A 20,560-nucleotide genomic window follows, 5' to 3' on the forward strand; every position below is an offset into this window, starting at 1 on the left:
GAAAACCCGATCTCCCCATTTGGAAATCGACTAATCCGACACCTTGTCTGGACGGTTCACGCTCGCCACCGGGCAGGATGCCCTGAGGACCACCTGCTCTACCGTGCTTCCCAGGAGCGCCTGCTCGGGATCGATCTCTCTCGTGTGGTGAGCCATGACAATGAGATCGCCGTTTTTCTCCCGGGCATACTTCAGGATTTCGACATAGGGGATCCCTTCCCATATTTCAATCTCATAGTTGTCGTAATCGCCCATCTGGGAGACATATTTGAGTTCCATCTTTCTTTGGGCCGCCTTGATCATCGCCTCGATCTCCGACTGTTCGAGGACGGTTCCCGACTGAACGCTGCTGAGATCCAGGGCATGAAACATATAGAGCTTTGCCCCGATTTCCTTACAGAGTTTAAAAGCGAATTTAAAAGCGGAATCCGATGCCTTCGTAAAATCCGTTCCGAAAATGATATTGGAAAAATACCAGAGGCAGGTAGTGCACGGGCGGCTCACGATTAAAACCGGACATCGGGCGGCCTTGGCGACCCGCTGCATTGTGCTGCCCACAACACTCCGATAGCGGGTGGCGCCGGGATCCTCCTGTCGGGAGTGGGCACCCATAATCAACAGATCGACGTCCGATTTGCGAAGGTAGCGCAGGATCTCGGTGTGGGGGATGCCCACCACCGGCAACATCGTCGGTTCCACACCGGATGCCTTGCTCTGTTCGGCATAATAGGTCTTCATCTCATCCTTGACCCATTCCACGTAATCGGCATCCACATAGTCTTCCTCACCGCTTCTGCTGTCGGTGACCGTGGCGCTGAATCCTCGTGACGGGCGGCCGAAAACATGCAGGACCGTCAGTTCCGACTGATATTTCCTGGCCAGATCAAAGGCGACATGGGCTGCATTGTCGCAAGCCGGCGTGGCCGTCGTTGCAAATAATATCTTCTTGAACATTGTTTACCTCCTCAATTCACAGGCCATCAGCGTCCCCTGAAAGCCAAGTTCCCATAGAATCCCGTCGATCAATTCAAAGAGATTGAAAACCGTGTCAAATGCCAGCACATCAACCCGATCACCGAATACGATATGTTTCAGACGGCCCAGCTTGACCGGCATGTCCAGCAAATTTTCCAGAGGGACGGACCTGAGCATCACCGCCTCCCCGCCATCTCCAACGCCGTAAAAGGAGTTGTAGATTTCCACACGGGGCTTTCCCGGAAATCCGATCATCTCGACGTTCTTTGAAAATTCCAAAAATCTGAATCCGTCGTAAAGGCATCCTGAATCCGGACTGTTGTGAAACTGTGCCAGATAAGAGGGCCAGAAGGCGTTCAGTTTCTGATAGGCCGGGTATCGCTCCAGCATCCGAAAAACACTTCTGAGGGTGCAGGCTTCCTCGAGGACCACCTGGCACCCCAGATACAACAGGGGGTCGGCCTCCGCCGCTTTACCCCCTTCCGCCAGGGTACCGTCGGCCTTCAGCGTGACCTGATTCATGATTCGAGATTATTCCTCCTCAGACGGCTTCAGATGATCCGGAACGATGACCATTTTCAACAGAAGCGGCTTGAGGAAGCTCCACCGGATGCCGACCTCAAAAACCTCTTCCAGATCACGGATGGCATCCCAGCAGTTATGGCACGGTGAGATGACCAGTTTTGCGCCGGTGGCCAGGATCTGATCACATTTGACCTTCAGTCCGATGTTCCGCTCCTTCCGGTATCGCCCGATGCCGTTGAAACCGCCGCCGCCGCCGCAGCAGAAATTATGCTCGCGGTTGGGGGTCATTTCGCGAAAATCCTCGGCAATATAGCTCATGATTTCACGCGCGCAGTCGGCCAGACCGGCGTTACGGATATAATTGCAGGAATCCTGATAGGTTACCGGCTCCTTGATCCGCTTGGCCGGATCGATCTTGAGCTTTCCGGTCCTCAGGGCTTCGGCCACCCACTCGACATAATGAAGGCTGGGAATGGGGGTTTGGCCGTCCTTCAGACCGGCCCAGTAAGGGCCTTCGATGACGGTGGCGCGGTAGGCGTGACCGCACTCGGTGACAACCATCCGTTTGGGGTTCAGACGCTTCATGGCATCATATACCGACTGAACTTGCAGCTTGCACCCCTCCCAGTCCCCGGCGAACATGGCAAGACTGGTCTCCTCCCAACCTTCACTGGGAACGGTCCAGTTCTCACCGGCCAGATGGAAGAGCACCGCCGCCTCCGCCAGATCCTCGGGATAGTGTTTAGGCTCCCGGGCGTTTACGGTGTAGAGGATGTCCGCGTTCTCCTTGTCGACAGGGATCTCCAGGCCGGGCCAATCCTCTTCCCACTCCTCGGCCATCCACTCGCAGGTTTCAACCCAGTCCTCAGTGGTGACATCCATCTGGGCACGAAAGACCCGATGCATTCCGGAACCGATCTTCATCTCCCAGGGAATGAATCCCTGCTGGAAACACAATCCCCTGAGATAGCTGAACATGACGCCCATGTCGATACCGAAGGGACAGTAAAGGCCGCATCGGTTGCAACAGGTGCATTTGGACCATGCGGTGTCCATGACCTTCTGCATGAAGGCGTTGTCGACCTTGCCTTTCCGTTTGACGATCTCCCCCAGCGTCGACTGGATCTTGTAGGAAGGCACCTGTTCGGGATCCTTGTTGTTGGCCAGATAGAGAAAACAGCTGTCGGCGCACATGCCGCAGTGGGCACAGATCTCGAGCCAGGTTTTGATCCTGGATTTGGCCTTGATGGTTTTCTGGATGGTATTCCACAAGAGCGCCTGATCGACGTCAAGATCGCTCATTTCTTCATAATATTGTTTGCCGCCCTTGTCGTTCAGGAGCTCTTGAAGTTGCTCCAGGGTATTGACGGGTTCTCTGTTGCAGAGCTTGCCTAATGCCATGATGGATACCTCGTTATCTCTATTATCCGTTGCAGGCGGAGCCGGTCCCGCGGTCCGATCCACCCTGTATCGTCAGAACTACCACGCCATCCCCTTGCTTTTCATGCCGCCGCGTTTGATGCCGAAATCCATACCGATCTGCATTCGGCTCATGAAGAAAAGGACAAAGTGGGAAAGTTTGGTGAACGGAATCGCCACCAGCATGATTTCGCCTGTTATGATGTGTGATATCAACCAGAAATTATAGTTCCCGATCCGGTGTGCCGCCAGAAAACCCGTCAGAAACGGCGCTACGGCAATGGCAAGCACCAGATAATCATACCAGGTCGTAATGATACGAACCTCCGGAAGCGCCAGACGCCGCAGCACAAGGAACACCGCTGCCGTCATCACGCCGATAGTGAGCATGTCGGCGCTGAAATCGGATATGGTCGGAAGGCCGAAGCCGAACCGCTCTTTGAGGAGGATCGAATGACCCTGAAGAAAAATCGGCACCACCAGCAACCCGATGTGGAATGTGAAAAATACGATGGTGAAAAAGGGATAGAACCGCCAGCTGTGGGTCCCGAAAGGAACAAGCCACGCCGCGATGGATCTTATGGCACCCCTGATACCGTGCTTTCGGTGAGCGGTATAGGCGACGCGATCCATCTGCCAGTCCAGACCCTTGATATAGAGTGCGGCTCGGACGATAACCCCGATGAAAAAGATGCCGAACGCCAACCACGCCACCGGTCCGGTTACCAATTTATATATATCCATCTCCATATTATAATCTCCTTTTGTGCCGACGGTTAATCGTCATCTCTGTCGGTTAGGAAACGCCAGAACGCGGTGATGCTGATCAAAGCCAGCACCATAATGATATAGGTAACCCCTTTGGTATGGGTCATGAAATCCTGAAGCGTGTAAAATATGCCGTCCATAACATGGTCCTCCAAGGTCCGTTATCTTTAGTGTTGTGCTTTGTGGTGTACATCGAGGTCTTCAGCATGATGTGCCTGGTATTCGGGATGTTCATAGAAAATCGGCTGTCGCGTGACAATGAACCTGAAGACGAGGACGCCGACGGTCAGCATGAAGATCGTCAATCCGACCTCCCCCCAGTGGGGAATATACTTCTGACTCCAGGGCAGATACCAGTTGAAGGCGATGATACACACGTTGAGCCGGTTAAGAATAATGCCCAGCACGGCGATGATGGATGTCCGCTGAATCAGCTTCAGGTTCTTGTCCCGGGCGCCCACCGCATACAGATAGCAGGGCAGGGCCACGAAGCCGATCAGTTCGACAAGGAACCACAGCCCGTAAGGCGTCGCCAGCAGATGCCACTGATTCTCGACGGCGATGCCGATGATCTTGATGATGACGTAGCCGGCCATGACGAAGGATGCTCCTTTAGCGAAGCCGAGCACCAGACCGTCATGCTCCGACCGGTAAGTCGCATCCATTTTGTCATGGAAATATTTGTGGGACAGGGTTCCCTCGAAAATCACCATCGATAGTCCGGCGATAATACTGGATATGAAAAAATAGACCGGAATATAGGTGGAATACCAGAGGGGATGCAGCTTGGACGGTGCAATCAGAAAAAGCGCACCCAGGGAGGACTGGTGCAAGGTGGACAGCACCACGCCGAAAATGGTCAACACCATGGTGATCCTGACCAGGGTGTTTCGCAGTTTCTTGAAGCCCAGCCATTCCAAAGCGGCAGGGGAGTATTCCAGGAAGAGCACCGTCAGGTAGAGGGCCACACACGCGGCCACTTCGAAGAGAAGGGAGGTGGTGCCCCGCTGCACGACAAACGGATAAGGCAGCCGCCACGGTCGGCCGACATCGTAATTCAGCGACACCACGACCAGGGCGTAGCCCAGGAAACCGGTGAGAATGGCCGGACGGACCGCCGAATGGAAGCGCTTTATCCCGAAAATGTAGCACGCGGCCGAGGTCGTATAACCGCCCGCTGCCAGCGCGACGCCGGCCATCAGGTCGAATCCGATCCACAGCCCCCAGGGATAATTGTCATCCAGGTTGGTCACCGCGGCCAACCCGCCGGTGAACCGCATCACGGTCAGAAGCAGCCCCACCAGCAGGATCACCCCGCAGACTACATTGAAGGGGGTATACAGGGATCGATCCGTCGGAAAAAATGATTTTTTGGCGACGACGTTTTGCTCAGACATCAGACATCCTCCTCCTTCTTGTCCGTACCCTCCTCCTTGGCCTTTTTAGCCTCTTCAAGGGCCTTTTTCACTTCCTTTTTGACGGCGGCGTCCTGATCCTTCCTTGCCTTCTCCATGGCCGCGGCCATGGCCTCTTCGGCCTCAGCCTCGGTTTTGGCTACCGCCTGCGCCACGGCCTCTTTTTTCTCCTCCGCCGAAATCTTCTCTTTCCGTTGGGTCATGGCCCATATGCCGGTCAACAGCACCGGCCACAGACCGACGACGATGGGCACCGCCCCGAGAGCCCCCGCCGTCAACTCCGGCGCGGACGTGGTGCCGAGATCCTCGCGCATCCCGATCTCTTCGTATGGGGTGCCGGTAATGTACAACCAGTTGGTACCGCCCATCTCATATTCGCCATAGATGTGATCGACATATTTTTCCGGGTATTTCCGAATGCGATCCCGGGCGATCCTGATAAGGTCCTCACGTTTTCCAAAGGTAAGCGCTTCAACGGGGCAGACCTCCACACAGCCGGGGATTTTACCCTCGAGAATTCGCGGGTGACACATGGTGCACTTCATCACCCTGGGATCGAGAACCTTTTCATACTCGTAGGCCGGGATATTGAAGGGGCAAGCCACCATGCAGTATCGGCACCCGACACAGACCGAAGCATCATAAACCACGGCACCTTCGGGGGTCTTCTTGAACGCTTTGACAAAGCATGCCGATGCGCAGGCAGGCTCCTTGCAGTGATTGCATTGAAGTTTACGGAAGGTCACCCCTCCGGGGCGATCGGGATCCGCATACTTGTTGACGACGGTATAGGCCTTGGCGGTGGTTCTTCGCTCCTGGTTCAGAACGGATTCGTCCCGAAAGGATACGTCCGGCGCCGGGAGATCGTTAACCTTGTTACAGGCTTCCTCACAGCGTCGACATCCGACGCACAGCGTCGTGTCGTGCAACACGCCCATGCTGTCTGGGTATCCTTTGAACTCTTTGTTCGTTCCGGCATGAGCTTTTCGCCCAACGGCTGTAGCAAAGCTCGCACCGCCCATCCATGTTAGAAATCTTCTTCGGGATACGGACATATTCAGTTCCTCAGTCGGTTTGACGTATCTCCCGCCGTCGAGATCCGTCGGCCCGTTTCAAATCGGGCCGACGGACGACCGGAGATAGGGAAATTGATATAGTTACTGCTTCTTCTCTTTGTGGCAGCCGGTACATCCGGCAGGCTTTTCCAGCTTCATTTCCGCGTGGCAGGTCATGCACTGCTGGTGATACGCTCCCATCAGCCCCGGCCTCATGGGCGTTCGCTCATCAAAAGGCTTGCCATGGCACGTGGCGCACTTGGGCGGCTTTTTCGAGACGGGGCTGTTGTGGTGGCATCCCTGGCAGAGCGTGCCCTTCTCCCGGTGAAAGTAGGTGGCCAGCTTGCTGTCCTTGATGTTCTCCGTCAATTTCCGAACAATCTTCCGATGGGGCAGATCCACCGCTTCGTAACGATCATCCGGCTCCGCCATCACGTTAATGACCACTTTCTCGGGGATATCCTCATTATCATAGGTTTCCGTGGTGTAGGTCCGGGCACCGACCATCATTTCAGCAACCCGTTTTTCGTCTTCCAGGGCCAGAGACCGGAGCTCGGGCGCCATCTCCTCGTGGCATTTCAGACAGGCTTCATCGGCCTGCTTCCGCCGTTTCTCCATAAAAACATGGCATCCAGCACATTCAGAGGCCGCTTTTTCCTGCTCATGGCAGCCCATGCAGCTTTTCTCCGAATTGATTAGATGATAGGCCTGGGCCAGATTGACATGGTCGCCGTCCTTGCTGCCGGCCATGGTGTGACACGTGCTGCAGCTCTCCATGCTGGCATGGTGGCAGACCCGACAGGTGTCGTTATATGCTTCGTGGGCCTTGTGATCGTAACTGACGGGATTCATCCTCACGTCACCGACTTTGTCGCCCTCATCGGGCTTGACCTCGCCGACCTTGACGAGGACCACATCCGGTTGTTTTCGCTCCATCCGGGGGACATTCTCGATCTGCTTGAATTTCTTCTGGGAAGCCGCATCATGGCAGCCGCTGCAGTAGATCGGGCCTGCCGTCTCGTTCTTGGCCAACCGCTTGCGATGACAGCTGATGCAGTCAAGATGGGACGCCTCCCGCATGGAGATTCGATTCTCCTCGGTCTCGGCCTTGTGGCAATAGCGGCAGGTGCCTTCCTTGTCCTTGGCGTAGAAAAGCACCTTCTTCTCCGCGTCATATTCATGGTGGCAGGTTTCGCATTTCTTCTCCTGGGCCGCCACATGACGGTAGTGAAGCGATTTGTCCATCCCGATCAATACCCGATTGGAAACGACATCGGTCTCCTTGTGACATTCGCCGCAGGTCACCGGCCCCGACTTGTCGCCTTCGGCGGCCATATCGTTGTGGCAGCTGATGCAGAAGGTGTGGTAAACGTCCATCACCTCCTCCCGGGCCGTGTCTTTCAGGCGTTTGAACTTGGGGGACAGGGGATCGATGCCGTCGACGGCCGCTTTGAAGGTCCCCGGTATCTTGTTGGACTTCTCCTGGGACAAATGACAGGCTGAACAATCCTTGCCTTTCTTTTTAAGGGCATCGGTATGCGCGTCGTGCAGAAACACCACCGCCGGCTTCTCGAGATAACCGAAGACCTTTAACGCATCGATTGTTATCATGTCCGCCCGGGCATCCTTTCCGGTCGGCGTGCCCACCTCCTGAGCCCCGATACAGACCGCTGTGACCATAAAGATCGCGGCTGTGACTCCAACCCACCAATACTTCATCTTTCCCTTCACCATGATTGACATCCTTAAAAGTGCGTTTAGATTTTAGCAGGAAACTCAGATTCTGATACGAATATTGGCGGTACTCTACAGAACTTGTCCACCAGGGGTAAATAAGGCCTTTAATGTATTTTATGTAAACTCCAACCCTATTTTTACATCCTGGAACATAGGGTCTTTTCCAAAATATAAACTGAAGGCACCAAATTTATTATGAACCCAGAGAGACCTATCCCATGTTTGGGGTATCTGATAGAACAGTCCCGCAAACGATATTGCAGACAGAAGGAAGCGATGTGTTTTGACGTCGAACTCGTCGGCCCCGGAGAAAAGCGTTATGAGACGTAACCGACGAGGGATGAGCCGACAAAGCAGTGAGCGTTTTCCGCGTTGAAACACCGCCGGGGAGTCTGGCCGTCGCCCGGCAGGTGTAACGCTTGTAGAGGGAACCCGACTTCGGGAAAGCGGGCGGTTATTCGACGGCTTTTTTAACGAGTTCCAGTACCTTATCCGGATCAAAAGGCTTTGCCAAATATCCCACAGCGTCCCGAACGGACAGATGTCGTGAAGGCATGCCGCTGATAATCAGTACGGGCGTATCCTTGAGCGCTTCGTCCTTCTTGAATTTCCGGTAGAACCGTGTCCCCCACTCCTCGGGCATTTCAAGATCCAGGGTGATGAGGTCCGGCCGCTCGGCCTTGAGAACCTCCATGGCCTCCAGCCCGTCCTTGGCCGTACAGGTCTCGTATCCGTTGTCCTCCAGCAGGCTGACCAGGTATTTCACCACCACCGGATCATCATCGATCACCAGAATTTTCTTTGCCATTCGGCACCTCTCTTGGTTTGGGATTATACGGTATCGTTTATCGGTGATTTGAGGGCATCGGCGCATCGGCCCCGACCGCTTCAAATGGGGGTCATCTTAACCCTTTAAATACAATTTGGCAAGTAGTTCCCATGAATTCATACCGCATTTGCCAGTACGATTACCTCAGACTGGAACGACCGTTATTCATCGCCCATGCCCACACTCTCCGCACGAACGACGACGTACCGAATACGACCAAACACCCGTGAGCCTCGCCATCATTTCTTGACAGATATCGCTTAAAAAATTAGAGTGGCAGCCATTCCGGAAACGAGATGTGTCTTCAAGACCTGAACCCCGATGAAGCGATACCCATGACATCGACCCCGAAAAACAAGGAACCTATCCCGCAAAGCCAGTTCGGGCTGCTCAGGATTCGACGTTTCGCGCCCTTTTTCTGGACCCAGTTTTTCGGAGCGTTCAACGACAACGTATTCAAAAACGCCCTCATCATCCTGATCGCATACCAGGGCTCCCGAATGCTGGAGATCGATACCAACATTCTGATCAACCTGTCGGCAGGTCTCTTCATTCTGCCGTTTTTCCTGTTTTCCGCCACGGCCGGCCAGTTTTCGGATAAATATGAAAAAGCCATGATGATCCGGCGAATCAAATTGATGGAAATCGTCATCATGGGATTTGCCGCCGCCGCCTTTTATTTTGAAAACATGATCGCCCTCATGCTTCTGCTTTTCTTCATGGGAGCCCAGTCGGCCTTTTTCGGCCCCGTCAAATACAGCATCATCCCTCAGCACCTCGCCCCCGAAGAGCTCGTCGGCGGCAACGCCATGGTCGGCATGGGCACCTTTGTCTCCATCCTGCTCGGCACCATTACCGGGGGAGTACTCGTTCAACTCGAAAACGGTACGATCTGGATCGGCCTTACAGTCTGCGTCGTTGCAATTGCCGGATGGGGCGTCTCACGCCTCATTCCCAGGGCAGAAGCCCTCTCCCCTTCGATCACGATTCGCATAAACCCCCTGACCCAGACGTGGAAAACCATCGGCTATGCCCGTCGAACCCATTCGGTGTTTCTCTCCATATTGGGAATCTCGTGGTTCTGGTTCCTGGGATCGGCTTACCTGACCCAGATCCCCAACTTCACCCGGTTCGTTCTCAGGAGCGATGAAAGCGTGGTTACCCTTCTTCTGACCATGTTTTCCATCGGCATCGGCGCGGGCTCCCTGCTGTGCGAAAAACTTTCGGGCCAAAAAGTGGAATTGGGCCTGGTCCCTCTGGGCTCCCTGGGGTTGAGTCTCTTCGGCATCGACCTGTTCCTGGCCTACGATCCGCCGGAGGTGTCCCAATTGATGGACATCACCCGCTTCATATCCACCCCCGGCAGCCCTCGTGTACTGTGCGATCTCGTGCTTATCGGCATATCCGGGGGATTGTACATTGTCCCTCTGAACGCCTTTGTTCAATTGCGAACAGAGCCCGGCTACCGCGCCAGGGTCATCGCTGCCAACAACATCCTGAACGCCTTTTTCATGGTGCTTTCAACAGGGATCGGCATCCTTTTTCTCGGAATCCTGAAACTATCCATCCCACATTTCTTTCTGATCGTCGCCCTGGGCAACATCCTGGTGGCCGCCTACATCTACTCCGTGGTTCCGGAATTCACCATGCGTTTTCTGATCTGGATCCTGACGCATACCCTTTACCGAGTGCGACACGAGGGGCTTTCCCGCGTTCCGGATGAAGGCGCCGCCCTTCTGGTCTGCAACCACGTCAGCTATGTCGACGGGCTGCTCATAGCCGGAACCTTGCGACGCCCTGTCCGTTTCGTGGTTTTCGAACCCATATACCGCCTTCCCGTGCTCCATTTTGTGTTTCGCACCGGAAAGGCCATTCCGATTACCTCCGAAAATATCGATCCCCAGACCTTTCACCAGGCGTTCGAAACCATTGATCAGGCCTTGGCCGACGGGGAACTGGTCTGTATCTTTCCTGAAGGGAAACTGACGACTGACGGCAACATTCAGCAATTCCGTCCCGGCGTGGAAACAATCCTCAATCGCAGGCCGGTCCCTGTAATTCCCATGGCCTTGAGAGGGTTATGGGGCAGCTTTTTCAGCCATAAAGGGGGTCCGGCCATGACGCGGCGACCCAGACGATTGCGGTCGAAGGTCGAAATCGTCTGCGCCCCGCCGATGCCTCCGGAGCAGGCCACGGCCGAAGCCCTCCGGGAAGCGGTGGCCGCCCTCCGGGGCAATCATCCATAACCCATTTTATAAAATGCTTTATTTATCCATTACAGCTGTGATAAATTTCCATGCCTTCAAGCGGATGAGCGGTTATACGGCCGAAGAAGTGAACAGATGCTGTCGTGTCGGAGAGGACCATGATGACGAAACGGAAAAAAACAGAACCGTGCGGGCCCATGAAGATCGGCCTGTTTGTCAAACCGCAGCGTGAGGCCGTCCAGAAGGCGGATGAATTCGAACGTTGGCTCGCAACCCGAGGGATTACCGTCGTACGTAAGGAAGGCGTCCCATCCAACCGCAAAATGCCTTTGGATTCAATGGATTTCGCTCCGCGTGATCTCTTCTGTGTCTTCGTTCTGGGTGGCGACGGCACCTTTTTGAGTGCGGCCCGATGGATTGGAGATTTTCCCATCCCCGTCATCGGGGTCAAGTTTGGAGAAGTGGGTTTCCTGGCGGAAACCGTTGAGGGAGCCCTCTTCTCGGCGGCAGAGGCCATCCTCAAAAAAGAATTCACCACCATGCCCAGAATGCGTCTTCTTGTAAGGGTTCTCCGCGACGGTGAAGAGATCGTTCGAGAGCCGGTCTTGAACGACATTGTCATCAACAAGGGCGCCTTGGCCCGACTGGCCCGCATCAAGACATCCATCAACGACCGATATCTGACGACCTTCAGGGCGGACGGGCTCATCGTCTCCACACCCACGGGTTCGACCGGATATTCTCTGGCCGCGGGGGGGCCCATCATCCACCCCACGGTGCCGGGAATCGTCATCACCCCCATATGCCCTTTCACCTTGACCAACCGTCCGATCATCGTCCCCGATTCCGTCTGTATCGAACTCAAGCTGGACAAAAGCGCCTCGGACATCATGCTGACCTTCGACGGGCAGGCGGGCCTGGAAATCACGGAAAAGGATACCATCATTGTCCGGAAAGGATGCCAACCCATACACATGATCACCCTTCCCGATCGACATTATTTCGACGTTCTCAAAACAAAACTCCGTTGGAGTGGTGAGAGAATCTGACAGCGTCGCCGTATCATGGCGGCGGCATACCATCTTATGCGGGAGATGACGACGGACGACGCCTGAAACCACAGCACCTGAATAAACGGTCATGAGGGATAGCACGCAACATGAGACACCCTTACAAAAAACGGTTCATGTGCACCAAATGCGGTTACACCGGCATACCGTCTCCAGGCAATCTGTGCCCCCGTTGCGGAAAACGTCCCGGATGGTTTTCCTTCTCCAGGGCATTGGGCATCGCTGGTCTGATGTCTATCCTGCTTCTGGCCGGCGCCTTGATATCCATACAATGCTTTAATCCCCGCATCGCCGCCGAACTCGCCGGTGCGACGGACTCCTTACCGACACGGTTCCATGTGGGTATCGACGTATCCGCGAGCATGAACCAGGACACCCTCGAAAAACTCAAGGACGTCCTTTTGACGCGACTCGAGCGCTTTAACAGGCGGAAGACGATCTCCTGCCGGATTTCGACCTTCGGAAATCCCGGATGCGGTCCGGCATCGATATCGACAGTGGTCGACCTCACCGCTTGCGGCTCCCCGGACCAGTTCGATCGCACCGTCAGACCGCAGGTGGAATCCATCACCACAGCCACGATCGCGCCCCGGATCATCACGCCGTTGACGACCCCCTTCTACTGCTTTCTTGAAACCGTCCTGAATTCGCGGATCAAGAAACGGGTCATCATCTTTTCCGATCTGATAAACGACGACAGCGACTGTCCGCAGCAATACGTTTTTCCCGAAGCCGCCGTTGAACGATTCGGCGTCGACAGCAGCGGCGAGATCATCTTCCTTTATACGAGCCCCCGAATTGGAGACGATCCCGAACTCAACCGCAGATTGTTGATCCTTCAAAAAACCTTTATCGACCGAATGAACGCCCTGGCCTTGGCAGGCAAGGCCAGGATCTTCTTCCGTCGTATTCCCGACGACCCCTTGAAAAGCCTCGGGTTCATTCGAAATGAATTGCAAAGCGCCCTGCCGGTCACTTTTGTGGATCATATCCGCGACCGATTTTCCAGAATGCTCTCCGCCGTATTCACGGCACTGACGTCTGACCGGCCGGCTGTCCATACAAAGCATTGATCTCATCAATCTGGCTGTTGAGGGTCCAGTAGTCATAGACATACCCAACCAGGAAAAGCCCGCCGGTAAAAAAATAGAGGATTCCGGTGATCCATTTTCTCATGTAAAAGCGGTGGATCCCCAGAACACCGAAAAAGGTCAGCAGAATCCACCCGATGTTGTAGTCCAGGAAACCCTCTCGAAAACGGAGGTCCGCCTCCCGATCCATCGCCGGAATCAGAAAAAGGTCAATGATCCATCCGATGAAGAGCAGCCCCAGGGTAAAGAAGTAGATTGTTCCAGAAACCGGTTTGCCGTAATAAAATCGGTGCGACCCGGTGAAACCGAATATCCAGAGAATATAGCCGATGGTTTTGCTGTGGGTGTCGTTCCTTTCCGCCATAGCGTCGCTCCTTTGGTCGATACATGAAAAAGGCGCGCAGGAAATCAGCGATCCCGCGCGCCTCGATACTCATCACAACAGTCTGAAATTAAACAGAGGGCGATCGCCCCGATTTCAATTCTTCTTCTGGTGACACTCTCCGCACATAACCGGACCGAGCTTCTGATCCTCGTGGCACCCCTTGCAATTGAGATGATAGGCCCGCATCAGATCCATTTTGGTTTGTCCCTCGGCCATGTGGCAATCGGAGCATTCCAAGCTCTCGGTGGATTCTCCCTCCACCTTGACACCATCCTCGTCAAAGCTGTGATGACATTCCGTACAGTCCTCGATGGCGGCTTTCTCGTTATGTTCGTCATGGTTGAACGTCACTGCGGAACGCATCCGCACCCCGAAAGCACTGTCCCGAACGCTGGTGATCTCCCACTGCTCCCGGGAGAAGCCGGAGACGGCCGCAATTGCGGAAACGATAAACGCGACAACGATATATGCTGCCAGAGCCTTCTTATTCATTTGGCACACTCCTCTTTGTCTGGTTCCGGTTGAGCATCGCCCCGTTCCGGGGCCAGGCCCTGCCTATTCCGGTTTCTCCATGATTTCATAAATGATGTCTCCCAGGAATTTCAGCTCGAGGCCCAGGTGATAGTGATGGATGATATCCTCGAGACCCCCGTGGCAATTGTGGCAGGGGGCGATACAGACCTCGACGCCCTTTTTCTTTACGGCGGAGAGTTGATCGGCCTTGACCCGGTTGCTGACCACCCGTTTATCCCGGAAAGGAGGACCGCAGTTGATCACGCCGCCTCCGGCGCAACAGCAGTAGTTGTGCTCGCGGTTCGGCGTCATTTCGATGAAAGTGGCGCAGGTTTTGTTCACCACGTATCGGGCCATCTCATGGAGGCCGCGGCCCCGAATGACGTTGCATGGATCATGGAGCGTCACCGGTTTGTCGAATTTATGTTTGATCTTGATCCGGTCGGCCTTAAAAAGCTCGTAATAGAACTCGAGGGCGTGGACCATCTCCACCGGCGGCATTTTCCATCCCAGTGCCCGGTTGCCCATGTCATAGACAGACCGGAAGGCATGGCCGCACTCGCCCATGACGATTCTCTTGACCTTGAGACGCATGGCGGTTTCGAAATGCTCCTTCTTGAGGCGGGCCATCATTTCGTTGTCCCCGGTGTACATGGCCATGTCGCTGTTATCCCATCCCGGGGTCGCGGGCATTGTCCAGTCGACACCGGCTGCATTCATGATCACCGCTGCCTGGTAAATGAGCTGAGCCCGGAACTTGGGCTCAGGACCGATCACCGAATACATGACATCGGCCCCTTCCTTTTCCAGGGGGATTCTCAGGTTTTCCACCTCTTCACCGGCCTCTTCCTCCTGCCAGAACAAGGTGTCGATCCACTCGTCCTCTTTGACCCACATCTGGTTCATGGTGGCGGAATGGCTGTGGGCCGTGTCCTGGATGTACTGAGGCGTAACGCCCAGTTTATGGCAGATACGCCGCATGGTCAGCATCATATAGGCGACGTCTATACCAAAGGGGCAGTACATGGCACACCGCCGGCAGAGGTTGCACTCCGTATAGCAGAGTTCGGCGGCCCGGCGAATGAAGGCCGGACTGACCTTACCTTTCTTTTCCACGATCTCCCAAAGTGTTTGTTTGACCTTGGCCGCCGGCGCGAAAATTGGATTCTTGTCGTTGGACAGATAATAATGGCATGCCTCGGAACACAGCCCGCAGTGAACGCAGGTGTCCACATAGACCTTAAGTCGGGCACCAGTCTCATTATCGATCACGTCATTGACAACCGTCTCGATCTTCTCGGGCGTCAGTCGGGCCACGCCCTCATCCAGGCCGATGTCCTTGATATTTTTCACTTCGATTTTGGATGCAGGTTCACCCATTCTCTTGCTCCCTTATCGTTGAGGGTAAAAATCAAAAATTCGTTACCAATCCTTCGCATGGCGCACTGCGCCGAACTCGGATCCGATGTATCCCCTCGTGAAAACGGCGTAGAGCATGTGACTCAGGCGGGTAAAGGGGATGGCGGCCAACACGAACTCGCCCGACAGCATGTGAAGGATGAACATCATTCGATATCCCGGCCATTGGTGATAGGCCCAGAATCCGGTGAAAAACGGCATCACTACCATCAGAAGGAGCAGATAATCGGATGTCGATGTCAGGTATTTGACATCCGGGCGAAGTATCCGCCTGCCGGCGAAATAAAAGCATGCGCCGATCACGATGAGGGTCATCACATCCGCCATGCCGTCGGGGATATACCACCAGTTGATATCGAAAACCTCTTTCCACAGAAGGGCATGGGCGCACAGAAACAGCGGCACCGCAATAAGGGAAATATGGAAAGCGAAGGTCACCAGGGTCATGATCGGATTTTTCCGCCAGTTCACTGTGGCGAAAGGGATGCTCCAATGAGCGATTGATCGGAGTGCGAAGCCCGTATCCCAATATTCATAAACGGCTGAATCCTTTTTCTTGGCAAGTCTTGCCATGGTCACGATCTTGTAGATACTTCCCCCGATAAACACGATAAAGGCAAGCCACGCCAGCGGACCGCTGACAAAATTATACAGCGTATGCATCGTCTCTCTCCTTATCAACCGATAATTTCAGTTACCGGCAGCACCCGGCGGACGTAAACCGCCTTGTCCCCGCTACCCTCGATCGCCCGAATCAATATCTTTTCGCCGTCAGGACTGAAAATTGGATTCCAGAGATTTTTGAACTGGGTTTTCATCGGTTTCCCGTTGACAGCGATCGTATACTGACCGTTTTTTTCGATCTTGGCCGCCACATGCTGGTCATCGGGGCTGAACACCGGCGCCCACGCCATGTCGCATTTGATATCCCATGGGGTCCCATCCACGGCGACTGTACAGAGGTTGCTGTCCTTCCCGACGCAGCCCACTCGCTTCCCGGAGGGCGATATGACGAGATCCGTCACCAGATCGCCAAAGGTCGTCTTCCAGGGAGTGCCGTCCACTGCAACCGTCCAGCGGCCGTATTTCGGGGCGACAATGGCGGCAATGCTCATTCCGTTGGTGCTGTAGGCATGATGCCAGAGCTGGGCAAACCGCTGATGCCACAGGACCTGACCGTCGCGGGCCAACGTCCACCCCTCCGGTGTCTTGACCGGTGCGGTGACCGAACCGTCGGCCGGCGAAAAGGCCGCTTTCCAGACCGTAGGATAGGACACCGGCCACGGTTCGCCGTCCACCACGATGGTGTAGTCATAAAGGTTTGTCCTGACCTGAGCAGCCACCCGCTTGTTGTCGGCACTGAAAACCGGCTCATAGACATTGACAAAATTCATGTCCCAAGCCTCACCGTTCACCGCTATCGTGTAACATCCTTTCTGAAATGTAAAGATGTCACCCTCTGAAAACCTGACGGTCTGCACCACCGCCGCGGCCTTGGTGCCGTCGTCGCTCCCGGAGAGTTGCGTCATGTAGGGAAAGGTCTCTTCCCAGGGAGTGTCGTTGATGAGAACGGAATACTCGCCGTCGGCCTGGGTCATGATGATCATGCTCTTGCCGTCCCGACCGAAAATCGTGTTCCAGGCAAAGTCATATCGATTTTCCCAGGCTTCCCCGTCAACCGCCAGGGTCCACTCGCCGCCGTCCGAAACCAGCCCCGTCAAACGGTTGTCCGGCGAATATCTGAGAAACCAGAGTTTGTCGAAGGTGTTTTCCCAGGCGACCCCGTTTTCACAGGCACTGAACTCCATATCCTCCGTCTTGATGACAGCGGCTATTTTTTCACCGTCCGGACTGGCATACGGCTCCTCCACATACCCGAACTCGGCTTTCCACTGGGCGATATCCGCGATCTGCCGCTTGCCGACGCTCCAGTCCCAGCTGTTTGAATCTGTCATGTCCCTTTCTCCTTTTAAGATGTTGCCTAAATCCTTTCCCATGTGACAGGTGATCGTCCGCCATTGGGGAATATACACCTCAAAAAATCGGCGCATAGTACGCCTTATCGCCTATCGAAATCCCGGAAAAAGCCGAAACGATTCCCGGCGCTTATAATTTCAACCATCTTTTCAATATGATGCATATTTTTATCATAGAAATCGGCATCGCCTCTTTATGAAGGTATAGATCTATACCGTAAAGTTTTTTTTGTAAAGTATTATGTCATGATACCCTATTTAGCAAAATAAAACAGTGTATTTCATGGGTAGGGAGAACGCTGTATTTCGGAGATCAGGATATCCGATAGGCGTCATCGCCTCCTCATACCGGGCAATGGTATGGAAAACGCCCCGAACATCCGCAGACATGCACAGCGGCCACCCGGGGTAAGAGGCAAGGCAGCCGCCTGACCGATTCCGGCACGCCGTTGACGGAGATGAGGGAAGTACGGCTCCCTACTGCGTAACTGTCAATAATAATACCATATGGTGCTGTATAGACGAGCGTCTTCCCCCGCCTTCTTCAGCCGTTCGAGATAATCGTATATGGAGACGTCCGTATAGACATAGGTGTCCACAAGGGACAGCTTTTTCTCCCAGGGGTGAAATTCATAGACCCTTCGGCCGTCGGGCAGGATCGAGATGATATCGTGATGCTGCCCCGCACGAAGGTAATTCTTTCCCAGCTTGGGGACATTGAATACGATCTCGTCCGTCCTCACCGTGCCGGGCATCAGCCGAGCCTCCTCATGTTGTTCCTGAAGCAGGCGCGCAATGGGAACCCGGTAATCATCGGTTTCTTCCTTGCCTTTGGCGTTGAAGGTGTAGTAAGGCGTAACGCCGATGAGGCGAAGCCGGTGGCGAATGGCGGCGGCTTCGAACCTTCTCGAGTTGTGGAACGTGAAGACCATCTGGTTGTAAACGCCCATGCCGGCGCGTCGAAATTTCTGGACCGCGGCCATGGATTGGGGGGTAATCTCGTATTGGTGCTCAAAATGGGTCATGATAACCACTTCCCGCTTCCCGGGAACATGGAACCGCCTGACGGCGTCGACCAGTGAATCGGTAATCCGTTGAGGCAGGGTCACGAGCATGCGGGTGCCGATGCGAATCCGCTCCACGTGAGAAATTCGGGAAAGCCTCCCCAGGAGTTTCTCGATCCTGTCGTTTGCGAGCAGGAGCGGATCGCCGCCGGTCACAAGGACCTCTTTCACCCCCGGGGTGCCTTCAATCCATTCCAGGGCGGCGTCAAGCCGCTTCTGTCCCAACATGGCCGAACGGGAATAGACGTCTTCGATCTCCCAGTTCCGCTGACAGTAAACGCAGATCTGCGGACAGGTCATCACCGGCTTCAGGATAACGATATGGGGATAGCGTCGGGTGATGCCGTCGATGGGCGACGTGTCCTGTTCGAGCATGAAGTCCATGGAACACCCCTTGTTCGCCTTGTTCTCCTTCATCCGCTCCACATAATGGAGCGGCGGGATCACTTGGGCCCGAACGGCGTAATCCGTCTTCCGGTCCGGATTCGGATCCATGAGCGCGAGATAGTATGGGGTAATACCGAAGGGAATGCGGTGTTGCCGCGCCATTTCGACCGCCTGAAACTCCTCGGGTGTCAAGGTCACCAGTTCAGACAAGGTTTCAGCGTCCCGGATGATATGACTCGTATGCCATTTCCATTTCTCCCAATCGGCATCCGCAGCACCGAAGTACTTCAGAATGCGCTGTTTGTTGGCCTTCCGCTTTGCGATGGTCTCGCGATCCAGCCCAAAGGGATAACGGGCCATATATTTTTCAGCATTCGCGGCCATGCGACCGAGGTCTTTCGATCTCAGACGGGCCGCCCTTCGGCCGGAGTGTTTGAGAAATGGTGGAACCTTTTCGCTGTATACCGCTGTTTTCCCCACGACGGCCCGTAAAAGGTGTTCAAATTCCGCATAAAATCCCGCACCGGGTTGAGGTCGGTCGCCCAGGTCCTTCCCGTGAATGAGATCATTAATATAGGTCAGCAGGCTGAAACCGGCGAGACGCTCGTTTCGCTTGGATACGATCGACCGCAGCACATTGACGGCATTTCGGGTTTGGATCCATTCCAGCGGGGGGATAGTCGGGTTGTCTTCAAAGACGGCATTGAGCGTATCCGAAAGAAAATACCGGATCAGGCGGCGTTTCTCATCGACCGCTTCATCGGTAATCAAAATCGCCTTCAATTCCGGAACCGTATCCAGGATTTTTAAAATCCGTTTTGGCGTTATCTTGTTTTCCACTGCTTAACCTCCTTTGCGACGCTTTTGTCATGCGGCAGATGAAGTGTTTTTTTGGGAAAGGTGCCAACCTCATCCGTCTTCAAAAACGAATTTCAGGCGTTTCGCCAAAATTTCGCCGTTGAAGCACCCCGAGAGAACGCGTCATGTCCAGGGGCCTGAAAAGACCGGAGGCCAACGCCGTCCGATAGACCTGATAAGGCGCCTGACCTCCCTCTTCCGGACGCTCGAAAATATCGTGCATGAGCAGATATCCGCCGGGCATGATATGGTGGGACCATGCGCAGTAATCGGCGTAGACCGTCTCCAGGGCGTGACCCCCGTCGATGAAGACAAAACTGAGCGGTATGGTCCACGACCGCGCCGCCGTCAGAGAGCGGCAGACGATGGGCACCACCGTGTCTTCAAGTCCGGCCAAAGCCAGGGTCTTCCGGAAGGTCGGGAAGGTGTCGATTCTTCCCGCGTCGTGGTCGTAGAGCTCGGGATCGAAATAGAGTTCCCCCGGCTGCTGCTCTTCGGAGCCGGTATGATGGTCGATGGAAAAAAGCGTCCCGCCGTTGGTTCGGCAGGCGGCGCCGATGTAGACGGCGGACTTGCCGCAGTAGCTGCCGATTTCGAGGCAGGGACCCATCTTGCTCGCCGACAAGGCGATATCGTAGAGACGCAGGCCTTCCGCCTCGTCCAGGAAACCCTTCACCCGAACGGGATCCATGAGGCTGTTTACACTCGTATGCATGACTGGTTACTTCTATTTTTCTTATAATTCAACTTTCGACTTTCATGATGGTAACCGGAAAGAGGTGCCGGGAGGATACGGCCCGGGCCCCTTCAGCGGTGAGTTTTAGTGCCGCTTAAGCGCCGCGGAGGATCAGCGGCCCGGACTGTTTG

The 20,560-nt window shown here is 54.7% G+C and carries 19 protein-coding genes; 3 read left to right on the forward strand and 16 right to left on the reverse strand.

What is annotated here, in order from left to right; all coding sequences use genetic code 11:
* Positions 1–30 precede the first annotated feature (30 nt).
* The 9 genes from AB7S84_RS08510 to divK form a co-directional block, all read right to left on the reverse strand.
* The gene (locus AB7S84_RS08510) at positions 31–954 is read right to left on the reverse strand and encodes a universal stress protein (protein ID WP_020876328.1); all 924 of its coding nucleotides are present in this window, start codon (positions 952–954) and stop codon (positions 31–33) included.
* Positions 955–957: 3 nt separating this feature from the next.
* Positions 958–1,497: a hypothetical protein gene (locus tag AB7S84_RS08515; RefSeq protein WP_020876329.1), complete on the reverse strand. Its 540-nt coding sequence runs from the start codon at positions 1,495–1,497 to the stop codon at positions 958–960.
* A 9-nt stretch (positions 1,498–1,506) separates the two neighbouring features.
* Positions 1,507–2,901 carry a sulfate respiration complex iron-sulfur protein HmcF gene (hmcF, locus tag AB7S84_RS08520; protein WP_020876330.1) on the reverse strand — a complete coding sequence of 465 codons (1,395 nt, stop codon included), beginning with the start codon at positions 2,899–2,901 and terminating at the stop codon, positions 1,507–1,509.
* Positions 2,902–2,979: 78 nt separating this feature from the next.
* On the reverse strand, positions 2,980–3,669 hold the full coding sequence (gene hmcE / locus AB7S84_RS08525; protein WP_020876331.1) for a sulfate respiration complex protein HmcE: 690 nt from the start codon (positions 3,667–3,669) through the stop codon (positions 2,980–2,982).
* A 26-nt stretch (positions 3,670–3,695) separates the two neighbouring features.
* Positions 3,696–3,827 (reverse strand): sulfate respiration complex protein HmcD, encoded by a 132-nt coding sequence (gene hmcD / locus AB7S84_RS08530; RefSeq protein WP_020876332.1) that lies wholly within the window; start codon positions 3,825–3,827, stop codon positions 3,696–3,698.
* Positions 3,828–3,854: 27 nt separating this feature from the next.
* Complete coding sequence (gene hmcC, locus AB7S84_RS08535) at positions 3,855–5,084, reverse strand: sulfate respiration complex protein HmcC (protein ID WP_428153911.1); 1,230 nt, start codon at positions 5,082–5,084, stop codon at positions 3,855–3,857.
* Positions 5,084–6,157: a sulfate respiration complex iron-sulfur protein HmcB gene (gene hmcB, locus AB7S84_RS08540; RefSeq protein ID WP_040415170.1), complete on the reverse strand. Its 1,074-nt coding sequence runs from the start codon at positions 6,155–6,157 to the stop codon at positions 5,084–5,086. The genes hmcC and hmcB overlap by 1 nt, the downstream gene beginning before the upstream one ends.
* Before the next feature lie 102 nt (positions 6,158–6,259).
* Positions 6,260–7,891, reverse strand: coding sequence for a sulfate respiration complex hexadecaheme cytochrome HmcA (gene hmcA / locus AB7S84_RS08545; RefSeq protein WP_020876335.1), 1,632 nt, complete (start codon positions 7,889–7,891; stop codon positions 6,260–6,262).
* A 457-nt stretch (positions 7,892–8,348) separates the two neighbouring features.
* On the reverse strand, positions 8,349–8,702 hold the full coding sequence (gene divK, locus AB7S84_RS08550) for a DVU0259 family response regulator domain-containing protein (protein ID WP_020876336.1): 354 nt from the start codon (positions 8,700–8,702) through the stop codon (positions 8,349–8,351).
* A 317-nt stretch (positions 8,703–9,019) separates the two neighbouring features.
* On the opposite strand from divK, the gene AB7S84_RS08555 reads away from it, so the two are divergent.
* The 3 genes from AB7S84_RS08555 (at position 9,020) to AB7S84_RS08565 (ending at position 13,073) form a co-directional block, all read left to right on the forward strand.
* Positions 9,020–10,969, forward strand: a complete 1,950-nt coding sequence (locus AB7S84_RS08555) for an MFS transporter (protein ID WP_020876338.1) — start codon at positions 9,020–9,022, stop codon at positions 10,967–10,969.
* A gap of 119 nt (positions 10,970–11,088) precedes the next feature.
* Positions 11,089–11,979, forward strand: a complete 891-nt coding sequence (locus tag AB7S84_RS08560; RefSeq protein ID WP_428153915.1) for an NAD(+)/NADH kinase — start codon at positions 11,089–11,091, stop codon at positions 11,977–11,979.
* Between the two features lie 110 nt (positions 11,980–12,089).
* On the forward strand, positions 12,090–13,073 hold the full coding sequence (locus AB7S84_RS08565; RefSeq protein ID WP_020876340.1) for a vWA domain-containing protein: 984 nt from the start codon (positions 12,090–12,092) through the stop codon (positions 13,071–13,073).
* On the opposite strand, the gene AB7S84_RS08570 is transcribed toward AB7S84_RS08565, so the two are convergent.
* The 7 genes from AB7S84_RS08570 to AB7S84_RS08600 all read right to left on the reverse strand — a co-directional run bounded on the left by AB7S84_RS08570 (position 13,027) and on the right by AB7S84_RS08600 (position 20,408).
* Positions 13,027–13,455 carry a TM2 domain-containing protein gene (locus tag AB7S84_RS08570; protein WP_020876341.1) on the reverse strand — a complete coding sequence of 143 codons (429 nt, stop codon included), beginning with the start codon at positions 13,453–13,455 and terminating at the stop codon, positions 13,027–13,029. The two genes, AB7S84_RS08565 and AB7S84_RS08570, sit on opposite strands and share 47 nt — an antisense overlap.
* Positions 13,456–13,569: 114 nt before the next feature.
* Positions 13,570–13,968 (reverse strand): acidic tetraheme cytochrome c3 TmcA, encoded by a 399-nt coding sequence (gene tmcA / locus AB7S84_RS08575; protein WP_020876342.1) that lies wholly within the window; start codon positions 13,966–13,968, stop codon positions 13,570–13,572.
* Positions 13,969–14,031: 63 nt separating this feature from the next.
* Positions 14,032–15,369 carry an electron transfer complex ferredoxin TmcB gene (tmcB, locus tag AB7S84_RS08580; RefSeq protein WP_428153919.1) on the reverse strand — a complete coding sequence of 446 codons (1,338 nt, stop codon included), beginning with the start codon at positions 15,367–15,369 and terminating at the stop codon, positions 14,032–14,034.
* Positions 15,370–15,411: 42 nt separating this feature from the next.
* The gene (tmcC, locus tag AB7S84_RS08585) at positions 15,412–16,071 is read right to left on the reverse strand and encodes a TmcC family electron transfer complex membrane anchor subunit (protein WP_020876344.1); all 660 of its coding nucleotides are present in this window, start codon (positions 16,069–16,071) and stop codon (positions 15,412–15,414) included.
* A 14-nt stretch (positions 16,072–16,085) separates the two neighbouring features.
* On the reverse strand, positions 16,086–17,363 hold the full coding sequence (gene tmcD, locus AB7S84_RS08590; RefSeq protein ID WP_428153921.1) for an electron transfer complex subunit TmcD: 1,278 nt from the start codon (positions 17,361–17,363) through the stop codon (positions 16,086–16,088).
* 512 nt (positions 17,364–17,875) lie between these two features.
* A complete protein-coding gene (locus tag AB7S84_RS08595; protein WP_428153923.1) occupies positions 17,876–19,675 on the reverse strand; it encodes a KamA family radical SAM protein in 1,800 nt (599 codons plus the stop codon).
* A gap of 79 nt (positions 19,676–19,754) precedes the next feature.
* The gene (locus tag AB7S84_RS08600; RefSeq protein WP_428153925.1) at positions 19,755–20,408 is read right to left on the reverse strand and encodes a class I SAM-dependent methyltransferase; all 654 of its coding nucleotides are present in this window, start codon (positions 20,406–20,408) and stop codon (positions 19,755–19,757) included.
* Positions 20,409–20,560: the final 152 nt, after the last annotated feature.

This window comes from Desulfococcus sp., assembly GCF_050178255.1.
GTDB classification, from domain to species: Bacteria; Desulfobacterota; Desulfobacteria; order Desulfobacterales; family Desulfococcaceae; genus Desulfococcus; species Desulfococcus multivorans.

What these genes read in the sequence shown, in the direction of transcription:
- AB7S84_RS08570 (WP_020876341.1), bottom strand. Translation starts at nt 13,455, where the DNA reads ATGGCGGAAAGGAACGACACCCACAGCAAAACCATCGGCTATATTCTC.
- AB7S84_RS08600 (WP_428153925.1), bottom strand. Translation starts at nt 20,408, where the DNA reads ATGCATACGAGTGTAAACAGCCTCATGGATCCCGTTCGGGTGAAGGGT.
- AB7S84_RS08555 (WP_020876338.1), top strand. Translation starts at nt 9,020, where the DNA reads ATGTGTCTTCAAGACCTGAACCCCGATGAAGCGATACCCATGACATCG.
- AB7S84_RS08565 (WP_020876340.1), top strand. Translation starts at nt 12,090, where the DNA reads ATGAGACACCCTTACAAAAAACGGTTCATGTGCACCAAATGCGGTTAC.
- AB7S84_RS08560 (WP_428153915.1), top strand. Translation starts at nt 11,089, where the DNA reads ATGATGACGAAACGGAAAAAAACAGAACCGTGCGGGCCCATGAAGATC.
- tmcA (WP_020876342.1), bottom strand. Translation starts at nt 13,968, where the DNA reads ATGAATAAGAAGGCTCTGGCAGCATATATCGTTGTCGCGTTTATCGTT.
- hmcA (WP_020876335.1), bottom strand. Translation starts at nt 7,891, where the DNA reads ATGGTGAAGGGAAAGATGAAGTATTGGTGGGTTGGAGTCACAGCCGCG.
- hmcB (WP_040415170.1), bottom strand. Translation starts at nt 6,157, where the DNA reads ATGTCCGTATCCCGAAGAAGATTTCTAACATGGATGGGCGGTGCGAGC.
- tmcC (WP_020876344.1), bottom strand. Translation starts at nt 16,071, where the DNA reads ATGCATACGCTGTATAATTTTGTCAGCGGTCCGCTGGCGTGGCTTGCC.
- hmcF (WP_020876330.1), bottom strand. Translation starts at nt 2,901, where the DNA reads ATGGCATTAGGCAAGCTCTGCAACAGAGAACCCGTCAATACCCTGGAG.
- AB7S84_RS08510 (WP_020876328.1), bottom strand. Translation starts at nt 954, where the DNA reads ATGTTCAAGAAGATATTATTTGCAACGACGGCCACGCCGGCTTGCGAC.
- tmcB (WP_428153919.1), bottom strand. Translation starts at nt 15,369, where the DNA reads ATGGGTGAACCTGCATCCAAAATCGAAGTGAAAAATATCAAGGACATC.
- hmcE (WP_020876331.1), bottom strand. Translation starts at nt 3,669, where the DNA reads ATGGAGATGGATATATATAAATTGGTAACCGGACCGGTGGCGTGGTTG.
- AB7S84_RS08515 (WP_020876329.1), bottom strand. Translation starts at nt 1,497, where the DNA reads ATGAATCAGGTCACGCTGAAGGCCGACGGTACCCTGGCGGAAGGGGGT.
- divK (WP_020876336.1), bottom strand. Translation starts at nt 8,702, where the DNA reads ATGGCAAAGAAAATTCTGGTGATCGATGATGATCCGGTGGTGGTGAAA.
- hmcD (WP_020876332.1), bottom strand. Translation starts at nt 3,827, where the DNA reads ATGGACGGCATATTTTACACGCTTCAGGATTTCATGACCCATACCAAA.
- tmcD (WP_428153921.1), bottom strand. Translation starts at nt 17,363, where the DNA reads ATGACAGATTCAAACAGCTGGGACTGGAGCGTCGGCAAGCGGCAGATC.
- hmcC (WP_428153911.1), bottom strand. Translation starts at nt 5,084, where the DNA reads ATGTCTGAGCAAAACGTCGTCGCCAAAAAATCATTTTTTCCGACGGAT.